Here is a 21,086-nt window from a genome sequence, read left to right on the forward strand (position 1 = left end):
GCGAAGCTTGGAAGTTTCGTGTCATCTGCTCCCGGTAGGCTTATGGAGACCGGAACTCACGCCTGGACGCGGGAGACGAGTTCCCATGGGCAAGAGCAGAGATCTTAAGAATTGAAGGAGCTCGGTGGATCCGCAGACCGCGCACAACCGACTGCACGATAAGCTCGACGAACTCGAGCACATCCTCGGCCCGCTGGGTCAGAGGTTCTCCTCAGCTGGTTTCGAACTCGCCCTCGTCGGCGGTTCCGTCCGTGACGCGCTGCTCGGTCGCCCCATGCCCGACCTCGACTTCACCACCGATGCCCACCCCGACGACATCCTCGGACTGATCTCCGATTGGGTCGACACACACTGGGACATCGGACGCGAATTCGGCACCATCGGAGCCGTGAAGTCCGGTGTGCAGATCGAGATCACGACCTACCGTGCAGAAGCCTATGAAGAGGACTCGCGCAAACCTGTTGTCGCCTTCGGCACGGACCTTGACGCCGACCTCGTCCGCCGCGACTTCACGATCGGGGCGATGGCGATCCGGCTGCCCTCGAAGACGTTCGTCGACCCGCATCATGGATTCGACGACCTCATCGCCGGTCGCATCCGCACCCCCGGGGCCGCCGCGGACTCGTTCTCCGATGATCCGCTGCGGATGATGCGCGCGGCCAGGTTCACCTCTCAGCTCGGGCTCGACCCCGTGCCTGAAGTGGAAGAGGCGATGACGGCGATGGCCGATCGGATCGAGATCATCTCCGCCGAACGCGTCCAGGTCGAACTCGTCAAGCTCATCACCGGCATCGATCCGGTCGCCGGAATCGACCTGCTCGTGCGCACCGGAATCGCCGACCATGTCCTGCCAGAGGTGTCCGGACTGCAGCTCGAGACCGATGAGCACCATCGGCACAAGGACGTCTACCAGCATTCGCTGACCGTGCTGCGTCAGGCAGTCGAGCTCGAGAGCCGATATGCCGCGGCTCAAGAGGAGGCCGGAATGGCCGACGACGATCCGCAGCGCCTGCGCGTGCCGGACTTCGTCGTGCGTTTCGCCGCGCTCATGCACGATGTCGGCAAACCCGCCACTCGGCGCTTCCAACCCGGTGGTGCCGTGACGTTCTACCATCACGATGCGGTCGGTGCGAAGCTCACGACCAAGCGGATGAAGGCGCTGCGCTTCGACAAGGACACGACGAAGGCGGTCGGCCGCCTCGTCGAACTGCATCTGCGCTTCTACGGCTACGGCGATGCCGGGTGGACGGATTCGGCGGTGCGCCGCTATGTCACCGACGCGGGACGGCTGCTCTCGCGGCTGCACATTCTCACCCGTGCGGACGTGACCACCCGGAACAAGCGGAAGGCCGATCGGCTCGCGTTCGCCTACGACGACCTGGAAGCGCGCATCGAGGCCCTGGCGAAACAGGAGGAGCTCGATTCGATCCGCCCGGACCTCGACGGCAAGCAGATCATGTCGATCCTCGATATCGAACCATCACCGCTGGTGGGCAAGGCGTACAAGCATCTGCTCGAGCTGCGGATGGAGCACGGGCCGCTCGGACCCGAACGCGCCGAGGCGGAGCTGCGCTCCTGGTGGGAGTCACACGGTCAGTGACCGACCCCCGCCCGCTCACCGGCTGTTCCGTGCTGATAGCTTCGTAATCGTTTAGATTTGTGTGTGACGTCACATGATGTGACGGTGGCGAAAGGTGAGGAGACCACAATGACAGTGACCGAGGAGTTCCGCGCTGCCCGAGATAAGCTGATCGAGCTCCGCAGCGACTACGAGGCCGCGCGCGAACAATTCGAATGGCCGCGACTCACGCACTTCAACTTCGCACTCGACTGGTTCGACAAGATCGCCGAGAACAACGACAAGCCGGCTCTGTGGATCGTCGAACAGGACGGAACTGAGGGCAAGTGGAGCTTCGCGGAGCTCTCCGCGCGGTCGAACCAGGTGGCGAATCACTTCCGCCGTGCCGGGATCAAGCGCGGCGACCATGTCATGGTCATGCTCAACAACCAGGTCGAGCTGTGGGAGACGATGCTCGCCGGCATCAAGCTCGGTGCCGTGCTGATGCCGGCCACCACGCAGCTGGGCCCCATCGATCTCACCGACCGCGCCGAGCGCGGTCAGGCCGAGTTCGTCGTCGCCGGCGCCGAGGATGCCGCAAAGTTCGATGACGTCGATGTCGAAGTCGTCCGCATCGTCGTCGGCGGGGAGCCCACCCGCCAGCAGGACTACAGCTATTCCGACGCCGTTGATGAGAGCACCGAGTTCGACCCGCAGGGCAGCTCGCGCGCCGATGACCTGATGCTCCTCTACTTCACTTCGGGCACCACCTCGAAGGCGAAGATGGTCGCCCACACTCATGTCTCCTACCCGGTCGGTCATCTCTCGACGATGTACTGGATGGGACTGACACCCGGCGATGTCCACCTCAATGTCGCATCGCCCGGTTGGGCCAAGCACGCCTGGTCGAACATCTTCACCCCGTGGATCGCCGAAGCCTGTGTCTTCCTCTACAACTACTCGCGCTTCGACGCCAACGCCCTCATGGAGACCATGGACCGCGTGGGAGTGACGAGCTTCTGCGCCCCGCCGACCGTGTGGCGCATGCTCATCCAGGCCGACCTGGGCCACCTGAAGAATCCTCCGACGAAGGCTCTGGGCGCCGGTGAACCCCTCAACCCCGAGATCATCGACCGTGTTCACAGCGAATGGGGTGTGCTCATCCGCGACGGCTTCGGTCAGACCGAGTCGACCCTGCAGATCGGCAACTCGCCCGATCAGGAGCTCAAATACGGTTCCATGGGCAAGGCTCTGCCCGGGTTCGATGTCGTGCTCATCGACCCGGCGACCGGTGAGGAAGGCGACGAGGGCGAGATCTGCCTGCGCCTCGATCCTCGTCCCATCGGCCTAACGACCGGATACTGGAGCAACTCGGAGAAGACCGCAGAGGCCTTCGAAGGCGGCGTCTACCACACCGGTGACGTGGCCTCCCGGGATGAGGACGGCTACATCACCTACGTCGGTCGCGCCGATGATGTGTTCAAGGCCAGCGACTACCGGCTCTCCCCCTTCGAGCTCGAAAGCGTGCTCATCGAACACGAGGCCGTTGCCGAGGCGGCCGTCGTGCCCTCGCCGGATCCGGTGCGACTGGCTGTGCCCAAGGCGTACGTCGTCGTGTCGAGCAAGTTCGAGGCCGATGCCGAGACGGCGCGGTCGATCCTCGCCTACTGCCGTGAGAACCTGGCTCCGTACAAGCGCATCCGCCGACTCGAATTCGCCGAGCTGCCGAAAACGATCTCCGGAAAGATCCGTCGCGTCGAGCTGCGCGCCCGCGAAGACCAGCTGCATCCGTTCAGCGGCGAACCCGTCGTCGAGGGCAACGAGTACGCCGATACGGACTTCGACCTCAAGAGCTGAGCGCGCCATAGAGGCTCGTTCAAGCAGGAGCTCGCTTTTCGGCTGTTACTCGGGACGAAAAGCGGGCTCCCACTTGATCGAGTGCGGCACGGACCGAAAAGTGAGCGCACGCTTGAATGTGAGCAAACACGCACCAGTAATGGTTGATTCTTCCGCAGTGAATTAAAATGCCTGGTGAGACGCCGAATGCGTGGTTACTCAGAGAACGGTTCGGTAACCTGGCGTGTCGGCAGGGCGTCAGGCTCAGCGCTTTTTCATCCTCTACTAATGAATGCGTGCGAGACTGATTGGCGTCTTTGACCTTTTTCGGACCTCGTCGCCACGCATTGCGGCAGGCTGACTGACCTGGAGGACCTTGGGTGGCTAAGGGACAACACACAGCCAAGAACATCGGCAGGAATACGAAGAACCTGCTCAACTACCCGCGAGCGGGTGTGAGTGGATGGACCCGTTTCCTGCCGAGCATTCGCGTACTCGTCGTCGGCGGGCTCAGCCTCGTCATCGCCCTGTGCGTGGCATTTGCCATCGGCTATGCCGCAACGGACATCCCCGAGCCGAACCTCGAGGCCACCGGTCAGACCTCGACGATCTACTACAGCGACGGCAAGACGCCGATCGGTCAGTACAAGGTCGAAGACCGCAAGTCCGTGGAGATCGATGAAATCTCCGAGCCGATGCAGAAGGCGGCGATCGCCGCCGAGGACACCTCGTTCTACGAGAACCGCGGCATCTCGATCAAAGGCCTCTCCCGCGCTGTCGTCGGCGTGGCCACCAATAAGTACGCGGGTGGCGGTTCGACGATCACCCAGCAGTACGTGAAGAACTTCTACCTCACGAACGAGCACTCACTTGATCGCAAGGTCAAGGAGATGTTCATCTCGCTCAAGATCGACCAGCAGCAGTCGAAGGACGAGATCCTCGCGAACTACCTCAACACCATCTACCTCGGCCGTCGTTCCTACGGCATCGAAGTGGCATCTCAGAACTATTTCGACAAACCGGCCTCGGAACTCAATGTCAGCGAGTCCGCCCTGCTTGCCGCGATGATCCAGCGCCCGGGTGCCGCCGATCCTTCGGACAACCCCGAGGCCTATCAGGACCGCTTCGACTACGTGGTCAAGAACATGGTCGACGAAGGCTTCCTCACCGAGGAACAGGCCGCCAAGGTCGAGATGCCCGCGGTGAAGAAGCAGAACAAGGAGTCCTCGCTGTCCGGGCAGAAGGGCTACATGTGGGACTTCGTCCGCCGCGAGGCACTGCGGAAGCTCGACATCGATGAAGCCCAGCTCGATCGCGGTGGCTACAATATCGTCACCACGTTCGACAAGGATCGGATGAAGGCCGCCGAGCAAGCCATCAAGACGCTCCCGCAGGACCAACCGGAAGGCATGCAGGCCGGACTCGTCTCGATCGATCCGGACGACGGCGGAATCGAAGCCTTCTACGGCGGTAAGAACTACCTCGATCAGGCTTTCAACGCCTCGACGCAGAGCCATGTGCAAGCCGGTTCGACGTTCAAGCCCTTCGCGCTCGTCGCCGGACTGGAGAACGGTGTGCGCCTGACCGATTCGTACCCGGGTGCCAGCCCGACGACGCTGAACAATGACGGGACTCCGTGGACGGTCAACAACTTCGGCGGCTCGAGCTATGGGCCCGTCAGCCTGCTCAAGGCGACGCAGTCTTCGATCAACACCGCCTATGCTGCGCTGAATGTGCAGGTCGGGCCGGACAAGACCGTTGATGTCGCCGAACGGGCGGGCCTGAGCGCGAACTGCACCGAGAAGGAGATGAAGTCCGGCGATACCGGTGGCTGTTCGATCGGTCTGACCCCGAACCCCTCGAACGTGCTCGGCACTCCCAGTGTCAAGCCCATTGATATGGCTTCGGCGTACGCGACCTTTGCGGCAAACGGCGTGCACCACGAGACCCACTCGATCAAGAAGGTCACGAAGGGTGCCGAGGACGAGGAAGTGTACAAGGCCGAAACCAAGGGCAAGCGCGTCTTCGACAAGGCAGTTGGTGCCGAGACCTCGTACGCCCTGAGCCAGGTCGTTCAGGGTGGTTCGGGCAGCTACGCCCAGAACCTCGGTCGTCCTGCCGCCGGCAAGACCGGTACGACGAACGAGAACAAGGCCGCATGGTTCTCCGGTTACACACCGAACCTCGCGACCTCGGTCGTGCTCTACCGCGAGGTCGACGGGAAGTCCGTGTCGATCGGCTCCTTCGGCGGTCGCGGTGAGATCACCGGTGGTTCGTTCCCCGTTCAGGTGTGGACCGACTACATGCAGAAGGCCCTCCAGGGTGAGAAGGTCGAACAGTTCCCGGCCCGCGGCGAGCTGCCCGACAAGCCGAAACCGAAGAACACGAACCCGGCCCCGGCTCCGAAGCCCGAGCCGAAAGCACCGTCGGGCAGTAACGACGGCAGCGACGGGGACAAGGAGAAGGAAGAGCCCAAGGCTCCGATCGAGACTCCGAAGGACGACGAGGACAAGAACAAGGACTCGGACGGGGACGAGAAGGGCAAGGAGGAAGGCTCGAAGGACGGCTCCGACGAGGGTTCGAAGGACTCCGACGGCAAGGACGGCGGGTCCGAAGACGGCGGCGGTGGTGACACCGGCGGCGACGGACCTGGCAACGGCTCTGACAACGGAAACGACAGCGACTCCGGCGGCGGAGGCGACTCCCCTGGCGGTGGCGACAGCAAGAACGGTGGCGGCGAAATCACCGGCGGTGATGGAGGCGGCAGCATAGATGGTGATGATGGTCCTCTTGGTGTCGGCGGCTGACCGGTAGCCTCGAGTCATGCCCTCGAAGTCCAGCACCCGGATCGCCGAGCCTCTGCTCGGCGGTCCGGTCGGCATTCACCTCGGTGCTGCCGGTCGCCGGTTCCGCAGTTCGCAGGCGTATATCCTCGCTGCGGTCCTCGGCGTCACCACTTTCCTCGCCCTGGCCCTCCAAGGCCCGTGTCTGAGCTCGGGATACGAGCAGCCGTCCGCCTCGGCGAGGATGTGTGCGGGGCCGCTGTCCACGGCCTTTCTCGGTGACACCAACCCCGACGTGCTCGGGCGCGCACACGGCGGAGCGGCGGCTCTGGCACCGCTGGAAGCTCGCCTGGTCGACCTGTTCCAGCTGTTCACCAACGACGTCTCTCTGTTCATGGTCGTCGTACTCCTGCTCAACACCGCAGGCATCGCGGCACTCGGTGCCGGACTTCTCGTCCTCGCCCGCTTCCGGGGTTGGCTGGTCGCGGTCTTCGCATCCCCGCTCATCCTCTTCACCCTCGGCTCGACCCTAGACCCCATCGCCCTCGCGCTGGCGGTGTGGGCGATGGTCATCTTCTTCGGAACCCCACCGATACGCCAGCCCGGGTGGTTGGCCGGTGTGCTGCTGGGCATCGCGACGTTCATCAACCCCCTCGCCCTGCTCGTCCTACTCGCTCTGACCGTGGCCGGACCGAACCCGGCACGGGGGCTGAAGCCGCGCAATCCGCGGATGATGCTCGCTGCGGCCACGGTCACCTCGGCGGTGCTGCTTGTCGTCGATCTCAGCGCGATCGACCGGATCATCCACTGGTACTCCGATGCCGTCGACGGCGGATCCTTCGCCTCGATCCTGCTCATGGCCGAACTCGGCGACGTCTCCGTCTGGGCCCCGCTGTGGATCATCGTCAGCGCTGGTGTGGTCCTCGCCGTCGCCGTCTCCCTCTACATGGTCCGCCGCACGGGTCTCGACCCGGCCGTAGCCGTATGCCTGCTCATCGGCGGCTGCCTGCTGCTTGCGCCGGGACTCATGCCCTGGGACAGCCTGTGGCTGCTGCCCTTCATCGCCCTGTCCGTCCGCCGCTGGTGGGTGCTCATCGTCTGGACCCTCGCCGAGGCGGTCTTCGCCGTCGCCGTCCAACTCGGTGATGTGTCGGGATTCGAAGTCGATGAGGGACTCGACTCAACCTTCGTCGCCCTGTTCACCCTGCTGCGACTGCTGGCCCTCGTCCTCGTCGTGATCATGGCAGGTGAGAACCTCTACCGGCGCGGTATCCGCGGTCTCACGGCTGCGTCGGCGCCGACTCGGCGAGAAGAGATCGACGGTCCTGGCGACGCTCTGGAACATCGGGCTACAGGACGTAAGGAAGAGCACGAATCCGGACATGACAGTCGGCGCACCAGTCGATTAGACTAGTGAGGTCTGTTCCCATTTCGTGACGATCACGAGACGGGGAGCGGGCGTGCATATACCCTCCTGCCATGGACCGACCATGGCCGCAAAGACCAGAGGAGGTGGGTGACATATGCGTAAGTACGAGCTCATGCTCATTCTTGATAACGACCTCGAAGAGCGGACGCTGGCTGACACCGTGAACAACCTGATCAAGGTTGTCCCGGCTGAGAACGGCACCGTCGACAATGTGGATATCTGGGGACGTCGTCGCTTCGCGTACGAGATCCAGAAGAAGTCCGAAGGCTACTACGTCGTGGTTGATTTCCACGCCGAGCCTGCAACGACCAAGGAACTCGATCGTCAGCTCGGACTCAACGAGTCCGTTCTGCGTACGAAGATCCTCCGCCCGGACGCCAAGTAAGGCATCTTAAGCTACCTCGCTTCTAGGAGATTCAATGGCAGGCGAAACAGTCATCACGGTCGTCGGGAACCTCACCAGCGATCCCGAACTGCGATTCACACCGAACGGTGCGGCAGTCGCAAACTTCACCGTGGCCTCGACGCCGCGTATCTTCGACCGTCAGGCCAACGAGTTCAAGGACGGAGAGACTCTCTTCCTCCGCTGCTCGGTGTGGCGTGAAATGGGAGAGAACGTCGCCGAATCTCTGCAGCGCGGTACTCGGGTCATCGTTCAGGGCCGACTGAAGTCCCGGTCCTTCGAGACCAAGGAAGGCGAGAAGCGCACGGTCATGGAGCTGGACGTCGACGAAGTCGGCCCCAGCCTGCGACGCGCCACCGCACAGGTCTCGAAGAACAATCCCAGCGGCGGAGGAAACTTCGGCGGTGGCGGCGGCAACTTCGGTGGCGGCAACCAGGGCGGAGGCGGCCAGCAGGGCGGCTTCGGCAACCAGCAGTCCTCCGGTTGGGGCAACAATCCTCAGCAGGGCGGCCAGCAGGGTGGTCAGCGCCAGGGCTACAGCCAGGGCGGCAACAACGCACCCGCCAATGACCCGTGGGCATCATCGAACCCGCAGAGCGGCAACGGCGGCTGGGGCAACCCCGGCGCCGATGAGCCCCCGTTCTGATCCACGTCTTCACGACATTTCGAGACATTCGTTAACAGGAGATACTCATGGCAAAGCCAGAGATCCGGAAGCCTATCAAGAAGAAGGCTAATCCGCTCAAGAAGGGCGAAGCGGCGAACATCCACTACAAGGACACCGCTACGCTCCGTAAGTTCATTTCCGACCGCGGCAAGATCCGTGCACGTCGAGTCACCGGTGTGACCGTGCAGGAACAGCGCGTCATCGCAAAGGCCGTCAAGAACGCCCGCGAGATGGCACTTCTGCCCTACTCGAGCTCAGCTCGCTGATCGGAGGGAAAGAATAATGCCTAACCGCAAAGTGATTCTGAACCAGGAAGTCGACGGCCTCGGTGCCGCCGGCGATGTCGTCGAGGTCCGTGCCGGATACGCACGCAACCTGCTTCTGCCTCGTGGCTGGGCTTCGGCCTGGTCCGCCGGCGCTGAGAAGCACATCGAGGCTCTGCGCAAGGCCCGCCAGGCCAAGCAGATCGCCGATCACGACGAAGCCATCAAGGTCAAGGGCGAACTCGAGTCGACCACGGCTCGCATCGACATGAAGGCCGGCAAGAACGGTCGCCTCTTCGGCGCCGTCACCCCTGCCCTCGTGGCCGAGGCCCTCCAGACCGCGACCGGACGCGACTTCGATCGCCGTCAGGTCGCCCTGACCGGTCACGTCAAGACCCCCGGCAGCTACAACGCTGTCGTGCGCGTCGGCGACGAGATCACCGCGAAGATCAAGTTCGAGGTCATCGGCAAGGCCTGATCAAGGCCTGCGTCCGGATGATTCGGACGTGGTGAGTCGAACTGGGGTTATGCCCCGATCTTCGGATCGCTGATCGACGCCACCACACCACCGCCGAGGCGGCACCTGAGTTCAGGTGCCGCCTCGGCGTTTTTCGTGGGGTTGGGTGGTTCAGGAGGAGGTGCGGACTCGGGCCGCGGACACGGTCAGCTGTCAGCGGGATAGGTGAGGGTGCCGTCCGCCTCGATCCGGGCGCCCTCGCTCAGCTTCGCCGCATCGATGTGACCTTGGCCGAGGACGTGCGCGACGGGGAGATCCCGGGCGAGCAGCTGATCGGCGAGGATCCTCCGGTGACACCGCCACCACACGGCTTCCGAGCACAAGATCGCGCAGCGCGCCTCCGTACTCCAGCCGATGAGAGTTTCGAGGTCGGTGCGGAATGCCGATGAGAGACAGTGGTCGGCATAGTTGTGGAAGCTGCGGTTCTGCCACCATGCGTTGACGTCGAAGGGCACCGTCCGGCTGACCGGTCGGCGACCGGTCAGCCCCTCGAGGCGTCGCAATTCGAACCCCACTTCGGCGAGGTCGCTCTCAAGGGTGTCGGCGTTGAACCAGGGGTTCTTCGTCGAACCAGGCAGCTTGCGGACGTCGACGACCACCTCGGTGCCGGTACCCGTGAGCAGTTCGATGAACTCATTCAGTTCACGATTCGAATGCCCGACTGTCAGCAGACGCGGCAGAGCGGCGTCGGCAGGGCCGGCCGACGCGACGGGGGGTTTCGCGGTGCCCCGTCCTGTCATTCGTCGTCGATGAGGTGCGGAGCGCTGCCTTTGTGGGCGGCGATGTGATCGGTCTTGTCGCTCTTGATCTCGTACTGCGGGTCCTCTGTCGAGGCGCGGCGACGGTGTGCCTTGTAGTCGAAGTCGGCAGTGTGGACCTTCGTGATGCGACCGGAGACCTGCCCGGCCTCGGAGTTCCAGCCCACGTGGTCACCGAACGAGAATTCGGTTGCCATGCTTCCTCCTCGACTGCGGTGATTGATCCTCTCTGCAGTGTACGACCCCTGAATCCGCGTCCTCAGCTCTCGGAGAGGTCGGAGATGAGGGCGTCGATGAACGACTCACAGGCGGCGATCTGGTCGAGTTCGATGAACTCGTCGGGAGCGTGGGCCTGAGCGATGTCTCCGGGACCGCAGACGACGGTCGGGATGCCGGCTTCGGAGAACAGCCCCGCCTCGGTGCCGTAGGTGACCTTGTCATCGGTGGCGATTGCGCCCCAGTTCGCGGCGAGCGAGACGATGTCCGCATCGGCCGGGGTCTCGCAGCCGGGAGCTTCGGCTTCGATCGTGAAGTCGACACCGGCGGCCTCGTTCTCGGCGGCCATCGCTCGACCGAGACGCTGAGCCTCGGCGCGGAAGCGTTCGATGAGGGCCTCGCGGTCCACGGAACCGAGCGATCGGAACTCGAACTGGACGGTCGCCTCGGCGGGGATGGTGTTCACGGCGATGCCGCCGTTGAACGTGTTCGCCGTGACCGAGGTGAAGGGCACGACATAGGCCTCGTCGAAGGGCCCTTCGGTGCGGAATTCGGCTGCGACGGCGTGGACGAAGGCGACGAATTCGGAGGCATAGGCGATGGCATTGACGCCTTCGGGGGTGAGCGAGGAGTGGGCGGCGACGCCATGGAAGTCGACGCGGAAGACGTTCATCGATTTGTGGCCGCGGATGGCCCGCATGCTCGAGGGTTCACCGACGATGCAGCCGCGGGGAGCCAGGCCCTCCTCGGTGATCGCCTCGACGAGGGAGATGGCGCCCACGCAGCCGATCTCTTCGTCATAGGAGAAGGCGAGGTGGATGGGTTCGCTGAGTTTCGCGGATCTGAGCGCTTCGAGGCGGGAGAGGATGACGCCGATGAAGGACTTCATGTCGGCGCTGCCGCGGGCAAAGTACTTTCCGTCGCGGATCTCGGGGGTGAACGGGTCGGAGGACCAGTCCTGGCCGTCGACGGGGACGACGTCGGTGTGCCCGGACAGGACGATGCCTCCGCTGGTCGTGCCGTCGGCTGCGGGGATGGTTGCGAGCAGGTTCGCCTTCGTGCCCTCCGGGTTCGGGATCCGGCGCGATTCGATGCCGGCGGCCTGGAGGCGGGCTTCGACGTGGTCGATGAGCGGGAGGTTCGTGTCCCGGCTCGTCGTGTCGAAGGTGATGAGATCCGTGATCTCGGTGATGGTGGCCTCGGCGGGTGTCGCTGGCACGACTGCTCCTGACTCTCGGATGCGGGTGGTCTCGGTTTGGTCAGATCGCTGCGTCTGCGGGAGGGCCGCGGTGGTCCCAAAAGGGACGACTGCACGTTTCCACATGGTGGTGGAGGTGTCAGCGAGGGCGCGGCCCCGGGCAGGACAGCGGTGACCAGACTCTTCTCACTCTACGGGTCGGGCTGGTGGCGCGTGGGCCCGGCCCAGTCGGTGGGCGCAGATGCGGTGCGAAGCGGTGTGGTGGTCGCAGCTTCGGTTCGGCGTCGGTTGCGGGTGCGGTGCTCTTAGGGCGCGCGGCGCATCTCGCACCCTTGGCGCCACATCCTCTCGCCCGCCGCGCAACGCCTTGGCGGCCGCATAACCTCCCGTTGCACCGGTGCAAAGTCGTGTTGAATCGGCGAGGTGGCAGAAACGGTGACAGATGCTCAGCTGCAGACAGAGGCTCTTCAGGCGTGCGCGAGCACGAGAAGAGCCTCATTCCGTGCCTCGAGGCCGTTGTTCGGGATGACTTTCGACATCTCTTCGCGCATGACCGCCCTCTTCACCGGGTCCATTGTCAGCTGAGCCGAGTAGGTGAAGACCATCGAGAGCCAATCGTGCCTCGAAAAGCGGAGGTCTTCGGTGAAAGTGGCCTCGTCCGGGGTGAATCCGGCACCGCGGAGCTGTGTGAGAGCCGGATGTTCGACGTGTGCGAAGTTGCCCTCGGCGACCGCCGTGCCCAGACTCGGAGCTGATCCCTCGGCGTGGAAGTTTGCGGCGATCGCATCGAGCCGACTCTTCAGTTCACCCCTCGGTTGGATGTCGTTCCAGGCAAGGGCCAGGCTGCCACTGTCCTTGAGCACGGAGCGGATCTTCGGCAGGGCAATAATTGGGTCGACCCAATGGAAGGACTGTCCGAAGCAGACAAGGTCGAAGATGCGGCCCTGCGGATCCCAATCCTCGAACACTGACACGTCCACTTTGAGGCCCTTGGCTCGCGCGACGGCGGCCATCTCGAAGTCGGGTTCGACCGCGAGAATCTCGGCACACGCATCCTTCAGCTGGGACGCGAGGAGACCGGTGCCAGAACCGACGTCGAGGATGCGCGGGGCGCCTGAACCAGAGCCGACCCCCGCCTCGGCGGCCTGCATCACGGTCGAGATGAGCGCGGCAGGGTATTTCGGACGGTAGGCGTCGTAGTCCGCGGCCACCTCGCCGAAGGACTCCGCCCGCTCACGATCTTCGAAATACTCCATCCACCGAGCTTATCGCCCACGAAGGATCTCGCGGCACTTCCGCAGGCGGCCATCCCCTGTCACACGATGATTGACGCGGGCTCGGGGAACTCCGCGAAGCTCACGCCATCATCGATGGGTGCCAGCTCGAGATAACTGGGGGAGTCGTCGTCTATGAAGAGCTGGAGCATCGCCCCAGGTGCGCCCGCATGGAGGACGACGCGATCCGACCAGTCACCGTCACCGCCCTTGTCGTCGCGTCGTTCGTCCTCGTCGCGAGCCCTGGGACGCATACCGACGCTCGGGCAAGTTCCGCATTTACATTCATTCGTCACCACGACCTCGCCGAGGCTGCCCTCCCAGAGTCGTCTCCGCTCAGTGGTGATCGGCACCGGTGGGTCCCACGCCTCACGCTGCTCGGGAGAGAACCCGGCGTAGTCGACCGCGTCGGGAAAGGTCATGGCGGAGCGGATCATGAAGAGTGCGACGCTGTGTTCTCGGGCGCTCAATGGACGAACCATGGTCGTCACTCTAACTCGACAGGCTCAGGGTCCGCCCTGCCGGCGTAAGTGATAGAGGTCTTCCCCTACGGGCAGCCGCATAACCAACCGATGCACGGGGGCGTTAGGTCGCGAACGGTGCATAGTGTGGGCAGCGGGTAGGTGTGATGCCAACGTTGTTGGATGCCTGATCGCGGTTCTGCTGATCTCGCGCTCGGACTGCACGCCGAATTCTCAGCTGTGAACCCGCCTGCGAATGCGTATGGAAGGGCCGGGTTTCGCTAAAGTCGTGGAGCAGGGGGTAACGATGTCGATCGAGAAGACACCATCCGTGCCGCGCTTCGGCGACGGAAGCGGAACCGGCGGGCCGGCCGAGCTCACGCCGGAGGATCAAGCGCGCGCTCGCGGGCTGAAGAAGATGCGCACGCTCGCGCTCTCGCTGCTCATCCTCGCCACGCTCATCTTCCTCTCCACCCATATCTTCACCGACAACACGGGCGTTTGGGGATTCGTCTCCCGAGCCTCGGAGGCGGCGATGATCGGCGCGATCGCCGACTGGTTCGCCGTCACCGCGCTCTTCCGTCATCCCCTCGGCCTGCCGATCCCGCACACCGCGATCATCCCGCGCAAGAAAGACACCCTCGGTGCGAGTCTGTCGGCCTTCGTCGCCGCGAACTTCCTCCACGCCGAGGCGGTGTCGACGAAGATCCGATCCGCTGAGATCTCCCATCGAGCCGGGAAATGGCTGGCCAAGCCCGCCAACCGAGATATCGTCGTCGACCGTGCCGCAGGAGGGCTCGAATATGTGCTCGCGCGCATCGATGACGACTCCGTCAAAGCGCTGACCAGGAACGTCATCATTCCGCGGCTCGTAGCCACTCGGAAGACCCCGGTGCTGGCTCAGCTGCTGCGCCAGATCGTGCTCGACGGTGCCCACCACAGACTCGTCGACCTCATCGTCGCCGAAGCATACTCCTGGCTAGGTGACAATCCACAGGTCATCGACGAGATCGTCCACAATAGGGCGCCTTCATGGGTGCCCGACTTCGTCAACGAACAATTGGCGAATCGGCTGCAGCGCGAGGTGCTCGGCTGGATCGCCGACGTCCGCGACAACGAATATCACAAGGCCCGTCAGGCGTTGGATGCCTGGCTCGTCGACCTCTCCGACGACCTCGAATCCGACTCGTCTCTGTCCCAGCGGGCCGAGGAGATCATCAACGATCTGCTCAGTCAGGACGGAGTCGTCGACTCGGTCCTCGAGATCTGGGGTTCGCTCAAACAGCTGCTGCGCGAGGCCATCATCGACGAAGGCGGCGAAGTCCGCGCCCGCATCTGGCAGCTCATCGGCGAATTCGCCGAACGGCTGCAGGCGGACTCGGAATTCTCCCGCCGCATCGATGACCGGATCGCCACCACTGCCGGCGATCTGGCCGAGAGCTTCGGCCCCGAGATCGCCAGCGTCATCTCCGATACCATCGAGCGCTGGGACGCTAAGGAAGCCGCCGAGCGCATCGAACTCTACGTCGGCCGCGACCTCCAGTACATCCGCATCAACGGCACCGTCATCGGCGCGCTGGTCGGCCTCGTGATCCACACCGTCATCGTGCTGCTGCCAGGGTGAGTACGCCGGCGGCACATTGAGGGGCAGGCCCACCGCGACAAAGACGATCAAGGAGCCGAGGGAGGGCCCCGTTCGGATTGTTCAGACTCAGCCCTGAGCGCCTTCGTCCTGGTGGACGAGTTGGATGAGGTTGCCGACCGTGTCATCGAGGACGGCCGTGGTGATCGGGCCCATCGTCGTGGGTTCCTGGGTGAAGGTGACGCCGAGGCTGCTCAGTCGTTCGTACTCGGCTTCGACATCGTCGACGGCGAACTGATTCATCGGGATCCCGTCGGCTACGAGCGCCTCGGTGAAGGGCACCACCGCGGGATGCGAATTGGGTTCGAGGACGATCTCGACCCCGTCCGGTTCCTCGGATGAGACCACGGTCAGCCAGCGGGGTCCGCCCATGTCGATGTCGTGTTTGAGGACGAAGCCGAGCTTGTCTGTGTAGAAGTCCAGGGCCTTCTGCTGGTCGGTGACGAAGATGGATGTCCAGTTGATCTTCATGACTGCTCCTCTGTTTCGGTGGATGCTCGTTTCGTGGTCCTCGATGCGTCGGGCGAAGATCGAGACGCGTCTGCCGGCCAGCGAGCGGTGATCTCGTCCAGCGGGGTGGAGTCGATCTGGTGGAACTTGAAGCGACCCTCTTTCCTCGACTTGACCAGTCCGGCGGATTCCAGTGTCTCGAGATGTTGGGACACAGCCTGCCGCGACAGTCCGAGGCCGTGGTTGTTCGTCAGGCGGGCGCAGATCTCGAACAGTGTCTGGTCATTTTGTTCGCAGAGCTCGTCGAGAATCGTGCGCCTCGTCGAATCGGCGATGGCACGGTAGATGTCAACCACCTTCATCACAATAGGCAAGTACTGACTTGCCTGTCAATGGGCCGTCGGAGTGCAGTCGCCGACACTGACCTCCAAGCAGGGGATTTCCGTCAATGGAGGTTGGGAAATCCTGCCTCGGCTGATGGGCTGACTGCATAGTGCCACGGCTCGTTGGGCGAAAGCATGGAGACATGACTTCTTCACCGAATGCTGTACCGCAGCCCGTCAACCAGCACCTTGCCATCATCACCGCCGGCAACGTCACGAAGCACTTCAACCAGACGTATGCTCTCGCCGGAGTCGACCTCACGATCAGCCTCGGCGAATCCCTGGCGATCATGGGACCCTCCGGTTCCGGCAAGACGACTCTTCTGCACTGCCTCGCCGGCATCATCAGTCCCGACAGCGGCCGCATCCGACTCTCGCCGACCGACCGCAGCGCCGCCGCCGAGATCACCTCCCTCAAAGAATCCGGCCGCACCGCTCTGCGCCGCGAGGTCTTCGGCTTCGTCTTCCAACAGGGACTGCTCCTGCCCGAACTCACCGCCATCGACAACGTCGCGCTCGCCGCCATGCTCGCAGGCATGAACCGCTCGGACGCCACCCAGCACGCCCGGGCCTGGCTCGACCGTCTCGGTCTGAGCGAGCACGGACACAAACGGATCGGACAGCTCTCCGGCGGTCAGGCGCAGAGAGTGGCGATCGCCCGCGCCCAGGTCACCCAGCCCGTCGTCACCTTCGCCGACGAACCGACCGGCGCCCTCGACTCGCGCACCTCGAATGAGGTTCTCACCGAGCTGCTGGGTTCCACCGTCGGCCGCGGATCCACTCTCGTTGTCGTCACCCACGATGAGAATGTCGCCGCCCGCTGCTCCCGTGTCGTGAGGCTCGCCGACGGTCGCATCGTCGCCGATTCGGCCATGCACTCTGCGACACAGCAATCGGCACAGCACCCGTCCTCCGTCCAGAACCACGGGTGAACACTGAGATGAATATCCTTCCCGTCCTCCTGTCCAAACAGTCCCTGACCTCGATGACGTCGCGCCTCGTCGGGATCGCCTTCTTCTCCTGCGCGACGATCTTTCTCACCGTGGCCGCCGGCGCCTGGGCATTCATCGACCGCCCCGACGTCTCGGGATACGCCGAGGTGGCCGAGCTGTACCAGCTCCTCGCCGTCCTCGCCACGGTCTTCCTCTTCGTGCCCGCGACCAGCCTCGGGGTCGCCTCGGCGAAACTGAGCGCCCGCCGTCAGGACGAACGACTCTCGACCCTGTCCCTGCTTGGGGCGCAACCCGGCACGATCCGCCTCCTCGCCGTCGCCGAACCCTTCATCCCCGCCTCGCTGGGCATCCTCGCCGGAATCGGCGGCTACCTGCTGGTCGCCTGGCCGCTCAGCTTCATCACCTTCGTCGGCGAGCCCTTGGGCTACCAGGCGCTGCTCATGCCGGTCTGGCTGCTCGCCGCGGTCGTCGCCGGCCTCCTTGCCGTCTGTCTGATCGCCTCGCTCATCGGCCTGCGCAAGATCCAGGTCTCCCCGCTGGGCGTGCGCACCCGGTCGCTGCCCCGGAGATTCCCCCTGGCCCGCATCATCACGGCCATCGTGCTCATCCTCATCGTGGCCATCGCGACCTATATCTCCACCCAGATGGAGCTGCCGATGGCGGTGACGATCATGTACAGCATCGCCACGATCGGCATCACCCTTCTGCTCATCAGCGTCCTCGGCGTCCTGTGCATCCGCATCCACGCCGGCATCGCCGGCAGAATCGCCCGCGGTCCCGCCTCGGTGATGGCGGCAGGGATGATCGCCGACGCTCCCGGACAGTACTGGCGCCGGGTCGCCGGGCTGGCGATGATCACCTTCATCGCCGTCGTCGGCGGGGCGGGAACGGCGATGATGCGCAGCGGCCAGGAGGACTTCTCCGCCGAGGACCGCGCGGTCATGGGACCGTACGTCCACCTCGGCGACGATATCTTCACCGGGCTCATCCTCACCCTGGTCATCGCCTTCGTCCTCGTCATCGTTTCGGCCACGATCAACCAGGCCGCTGACATCCTCGACCGGGCCGCGACCTACCGCGAGCTCCACGCCGCCGGAATGACCCAGCAGATGATGCACCGGGTGACCGTCAACGCCGTGATGTCGCCGATCCTGCTGGTCACCGTCGTCTCCCTGTTCCTCGGCGGAATCCTAGCCTGGCTCATGGCTTCGGTGAGCGACCTCGGCGATCCGTTCACCATCGGAACCGTCGCCGCCGTCCTCGTGGCCGGGGTTGCGATGGTGTGGCTGGGGCTGCAGGTCACCCGCCCGCTCGTCCGCCGGGTCACCGAGATCGATCCCCATAACCGCACCCTCGCCGAGGCGGCACCCGAGAACCGGGCCAACGCCGAGGCGACCATGGCCTGAGAGGAGACCCGATGTCCACGTCCTTCGCAGCAGTTCCCCTCGTCCTCGGACGGAGATCGCTGACCTCGGCGAGCTCCGTGCTCGTGGCCGCCGCGTTCTTCGCGTGTGCCACGCTGTTCCTCACCGTGGCGGCCGGGACCTGGATGTTCTTCCAGATCCCACCGAGCCCCGATCCCGCGGACGAGGGTCTCGACATCATGTACAAGACCCTCGCGGCCCTGGCCACGGCTCTGCTGATCATCCCCGCCTCCACCCTGGCATCGGCCTCGGCGACCCTGTCGGCACGTCGCCAGGACGAACGGCTGTCGACGATGTCGCTGCTCGGGGCCCGACGCTCCCAGATCACTGCGCTCGCCGTGGCCGAACCGCTGATCCCGGCCCTGGCCGGCATCATCCTCGGGGTGTTCGGGTATCTCGGATTGGCGCTGCCGGTCAGCTTCATCCATTTCATGGGCGAACCCATCGGGTATGCGAACATGCTCATGCCCACTTGGCTCATCCTCGTCGTGGTCGTCTTCCTGGCTCTGGTCTGCGCGGGTTCGGCCCTGCTGGGTCTGCGCAAGGTCGCGGTCTCTCCGTTGGGGGTGCGGACGAAGAGCTTGGAGCGGAAGTTCCCCGTGGCGAAGGTCATCGTCACGGTGCTCGTGATCTGCCTGCTGCCGGTCGTCTTCGCGCTCACCCAGAGCGGCGGCCTCGGCGTGGGGATCGTGCTCGGCGCGATGGTCGGATTCTTCGCTCTCGGGCTGGTCGTCGTCGACCTCCTCGGCGGGCTCCTCGTCCGCTGGTTCGCCCACCTGTCCGGTCGGCAGGCCGCCACCCCGGAGCGCCTCATCGCGGCTCGCCTGGTCTCCGACGAACCCAAACGGTTCTGGCGACGTGTGTCCGGACTCGCGATGGCTTCGTTCACCGCGGCCGTCTGCGGGTCGGGGGTGGCGCTGATGCAGCTCGGCCTCGACGCCGCCGAGGACGACCCGGCAACGATGGGCACCTCCGATATCAACCTCTTCCACGACCTGTTCACCGGGGTGTTGCTCGTCATGGGCATCGCGATCGTGCTCATCGCCGTGTCCGCGGTGATCAACCAGGTCGCCGACATCTACGACCGTGCCGACACCTTCTCCGACCTCTATGCCGCCGGCGCCGATCCTCAGCTGCTGCACCGGGCACTGGTGCGGGCCGTCATGGCCCCAGCGATCTGGGTGTCCCTGCTGGCCGGAGGGCTCGGGCTGCTGCTCGTCCTGCCCCTGGCCGGAGCCGCGCTCGTGTTCAAGCCGGTCACCTTCCTCACGATCCTGCTCACAGTGGTCGTCGGCATCGGCATCATCCGTGGTGGGCTGCAGCTGACGAAGCCGATTCTGCACTCCGTGGCCACGGCCGGGAGGACGCGGGACTGAAGCTTCTGTGTCAGAGCCGCGTCCTAGGATGGTCGGAACCGGTTCGGCGGGAGTGATCGGGCCGGTGGGACCCTCCTCGGGTCTCCGGGTACAGTTGGAGCGCACCATCTGCGGGTGCGCGTCGACGCGGCTGTGTAGGAAGAGGAACTGAAGTGAGCAACGACCAGGGCTATGACGGTCTGAGGACCCCTCCGCAGGACGTCGAAGCCGAGCAGAGCGTGCTCGGCGCGATGCTTCTGTCGAAGGACGCCATCGCCGACTGCGTCGAGACGATGAAGGGCGACGACTTCTACAAACCCGCTCACGAAACCATCTACGAGGCGGTCCTCGACCTCTACTCCCGGGGCGAGCCCGCGGACTCGGTGACGGTGGCGAACTACCTGACGAAGACCGGCGACCTCGCCCGCGTCGGCGGTGCCGCCTACCTGCACACCCTCATCTCGTCGGTCCCGACCGCCGCCAACGCCGGGTACTATGCCGCGATCGTCAGCGAACAGGCCGTACTGCGCCGCCTCGTCGAGGCCGGCACCCGCATCGTGCAGATGGGCTACGACGCCGAAGGCGATACCGATGACGTCGTGAACTCCGCTCAGGCGGAGATCTACAAGGTCACCGAACGCCATACGACAGAGGATTACGTCATCCTGTCCGACATCCTCGGCGAGGTGGCCCAGGAGATCGAACGCAACGGCAACACCGATGGGCAGACCGCGGGTGTGCCCACCGGTTTCACCGAGTTCGACAACCTCACCAACGGTCTTCACCCGGGCACGATGATCGTCATCGCCGCGCGTCCCGGAGTCGGCAAGTCGACTCTGGCGCTCGACTTCATCCGTTCGGCCGCGATCCACAATGATGCGGCCGCTGTGTTCTTCTCACTCGAGATGGGCAAGAACGAACTCGTCATGCGTCTGCTCTCGGCAGAATCCGAGATTCCGCTGCAGAACCTGCGCCGCGGCGAACTCAGTCCGCACGACTGGACGACGCTGGCCGCGACCGAGGCCCGGATCAACAATGCGCCGCTGTTCGTCGACGATTCGCCGAACATGGCGCTGACCGAGATCCGCGCGAAGTGCCGCCGGCTCAAGCAACAGCACAATCTGCAGATGGTCTGCGTCGACTACCTGCAGCTGATGTCCTCGGGCAAGCGCGTCGAGTCCCGTCAGCAGGAGGTCTCTGAGTTCTCCCGTTCGCTCAAGCTGCTGGCCAAGGAACTCGAGGTGCCGGTCATCGCTTTGTCCCAGCTCAACCGCGGCAGCGAACAGCGCACGGACAAGCGGCCGATGATCTCGGATCTGCGTGAGTCCGGTTCGATCGAGCAGGACGCGGATATGGTCCTCCTCATCCACCGTGAGGACATGTACGACAAGGAACACGAACGCGCCGGTGAGGCCGACATCATCGTCGCCAAGCACCGTGCCGGTCCGACGATGGACATCCCCGTGGCGTTCCAGGGAGCGAAGTCCCGATTCGTCAACATGCCGCAGTGACGAGC

The 21,086-nt window shown here is 64.3% G+C and carries 20 protein-coding genes; 13 read left to right on the forward strand and 7 right to left on the reverse strand.

Annotated features, from left to right (window positions below; all coding sequences use genetic code 11):
* Positions 1–124: 124 nt before the first annotated feature.
* The 8 genes from D3I60_RS09225 to rplI all read left to right on the forward strand — a co-directional run bounded on the left by D3I60_RS09225 (position 125) and on the right by rplI (position 9,417).
* Entirely contained in the window at positions 125–1,600 is a 1,476-nt protein-coding gene (locus D3I60_RS09225) for a CCA tRNA nucleotidyltransferase (RefSeq protein WP_262775837.1), read from the forward strand.
* 108 nt (positions 1,601–1,708) lie between these two features.
* Positions 1,709–3,415: an AMP-binding protein gene (locus D3I60_RS09230; protein WP_262775839.1), complete on the forward strand. Its 1,707-nt coding sequence runs from the start codon at positions 1,709–1,711 to the stop codon at positions 3,413–3,415.
* Between the two features lie 359 nt (positions 3,416–3,774).
* Positions 3,775–6,201, forward strand: coding sequence for a transglycosylase domain-containing protein (locus D3I60_RS09235; protein ID WP_262775841.1), 2,427 nt, complete (start codon positions 3,775–3,777; stop codon positions 6,199–6,201).
* Positions 6,202–6,217: 16 nt separating this feature from the next.
* Positions 6,218–7,591, forward strand: coding sequence for a hypothetical protein (locus D3I60_RS09240; RefSeq protein WP_262775843.1), 1,374 nt, complete (start codon positions 6,218–6,220; stop codon positions 7,589–7,591).
* Between the two features lie 109 nt (positions 7,592–7,700).
* Positions 7,701–7,991: a 30S ribosomal protein S6 gene (gene rpsF, locus D3I60_RS09245; protein ID WP_025779601.1), complete on the forward strand. Its 291-nt coding sequence runs from the start codon at positions 7,701–7,703 to the stop codon at positions 7,989–7,991.
* 34 nt (positions 7,992–8,025) lie between these two features.
* The gene (locus tag D3I60_RS09250; RefSeq protein WP_173157596.1) at positions 8,026–8,655 is read left to right on the forward strand and encodes a single-stranded DNA-binding protein; all 630 of its coding nucleotides are present in this window, start codon (positions 8,026–8,028) and stop codon (positions 8,653–8,655) included.
* 47 nt (positions 8,656–8,702) lie between these two features.
* Positions 8,703–8,942 carry a 30S ribosomal protein S18 gene (gene rpsR, locus D3I60_RS09255; protein ID WP_025779604.1) on the forward strand — a complete coding sequence of 80 codons (240 nt, stop codon included), beginning with the start codon at positions 8,703–8,705 and terminating at the stop codon, positions 8,940–8,942.
* A 16-nt stretch (positions 8,943–8,958) separates the two neighbouring features.
* Entirely contained in the window at positions 8,959–9,417 is a 459-nt protein-coding gene (gene rplI / locus D3I60_RS09260; protein WP_262775847.1) for a 50S ribosomal protein L9, read from the forward strand.
* Positions 9,418–9,602: 185 nt separating this feature from the next.
* On the opposite strand, the gene D3I60_RS09265 is transcribed toward rplI, so the two are convergent.
* The 5 genes from D3I60_RS09265 to D3I60_RS09285 all read right to left on the reverse strand — a co-directional run bounded on the left by D3I60_RS09265 (position 9,603) and on the right by D3I60_RS09285 (position 13,384).
* A complete protein-coding gene (locus D3I60_RS09265; protein ID WP_262775848.1) occupies positions 9,603–10,196 on the reverse strand; it encodes a DUF488 domain-containing protein in 594 nt (197 codons plus the stop codon).
* Positions 10,193–10,411, reverse strand: coding sequence for a DUF2945 domain-containing protein (locus D3I60_RS09270; RefSeq protein ID WP_262775849.1), 219 nt, complete (start codon positions 10,409–10,411; stop codon positions 10,193–10,195). The genes D3I60_RS09265 and D3I60_RS09270 overlap by 4 nt, the downstream gene beginning before the upstream one ends.
* Before the next feature lie 62 nt (positions 10,412–10,473).
* Complete coding sequence (argE, locus tag D3I60_RS09275; protein ID WP_262775851.1) at positions 10,474–11,649, reverse strand: acetylornithine deacetylase; 1,176 nt, start codon at positions 11,647–11,649, stop codon at positions 10,474–10,476.
* Positions 11,650–12,095: 446 nt separating this feature from the next.
* A complete protein-coding gene (locus D3I60_RS09280) occupies positions 12,096–12,884 on the reverse strand; it encodes a class I SAM-dependent methyltransferase (RefSeq protein ID WP_262775852.1) in 789 nt (262 codons plus the stop codon).
* Between the two features lie 59 nt (positions 12,885–12,943).
* Positions 12,944–13,384 (reverse strand): hypothetical protein, encoded by a 441-nt coding sequence (locus D3I60_RS09285; RefSeq protein ID WP_262775854.1) that lies wholly within the window; start codon positions 13,382–13,384, stop codon positions 12,944–12,946.
* Between the two features lie 286 nt (positions 13,385–13,670).
* On the opposite strand from D3I60_RS09285, the gene D3I60_RS09290 reads away from it, so the two are divergent.
* Positions 13,671–14,987: a DUF445 domain-containing protein gene (locus tag D3I60_RS09290; protein ID WP_262775855.1), complete on the forward strand. Its 1,317-nt coding sequence runs from the start codon at positions 13,671–13,673 to the stop codon at positions 14,985–14,987.
* An 87-nt stretch (positions 14,988–15,074) separates the two neighbouring features.
* Here D3I60_RS09290 and D3I60_RS09295 read toward each other — a convergent pair whose 3' ends face one another.
* Positions 15,075–15,476, reverse strand: a complete 402-nt coding sequence (locus tag D3I60_RS09295; protein WP_262775857.1) for a VOC family protein — start codon at positions 15,474–15,476, stop codon at positions 15,075–15,077.
* Complete coding sequence (locus D3I60_RS09300) at positions 15,473–15,811, reverse strand: ArsR/SmtB family transcription factor (RefSeq protein WP_262775859.1); 339 nt, start codon at positions 15,809–15,811, stop codon at positions 15,473–15,475. Before D3I60_RS09300 ends, D3I60_RS09295 begins: the two co-directional genes overlap by 4 nt.
* A 170-nt stretch (positions 15,812–15,981) precedes the next feature.
* Between D3I60_RS09300 and D3I60_RS09305 the strand changes: the two genes are divergently transcribed.
* The 4 genes from D3I60_RS09305 (at position 15,982) to dnaB (ending at position 21,081) form a co-directional block, all read left to right on the forward strand.
* Positions 15,982–16,770, forward strand: coding sequence for an ABC transporter ATP-binding protein (locus D3I60_RS09305; RefSeq protein WP_262775861.1), 789 nt, complete (start codon positions 15,982–15,984; stop codon positions 16,768–16,770).
* An 8-nt stretch (positions 16,771–16,778) separates the two neighbouring features.
* Positions 16,779–18,197: an FtsX-like permease family protein gene (locus D3I60_RS09310; protein WP_262775862.1), complete on the forward strand. Its 1,419-nt coding sequence runs from the start codon at positions 16,779–16,781 to the stop codon at positions 18,195–18,197.
* A gap of 11 nt (positions 18,198–18,208) precedes the next feature.
* Positions 18,209–19,591: an FtsX-like permease family protein gene (locus D3I60_RS09315; protein ID WP_262775863.1), complete on the forward strand. Its 1,383-nt coding sequence runs from the start codon at positions 18,209–18,211 to the stop codon at positions 19,589–19,591.
* Positions 19,592–19,743: 152 nt separating this feature from the next.
* Positions 19,744–21,081, forward strand: coding sequence for a replicative DNA helicase (dnaB, locus tag D3I60_RS09320; RefSeq protein ID WP_039211746.1), 1,338 nt, complete (start codon positions 19,744–19,746; stop codon positions 21,079–21,081).
* Positions 21,082–21,086 lie beyond the last annotated feature (5 nt).

The sequence above is a fragment of the Brevibacterium permense genome, assembly GCF_025506275.1.
Lineage (GTDB): Bacteria > Actinomycetota > Actinomycetes > Actinomycetales > Brevibacteriaceae > Brevibacterium > Brevibacterium permense_A.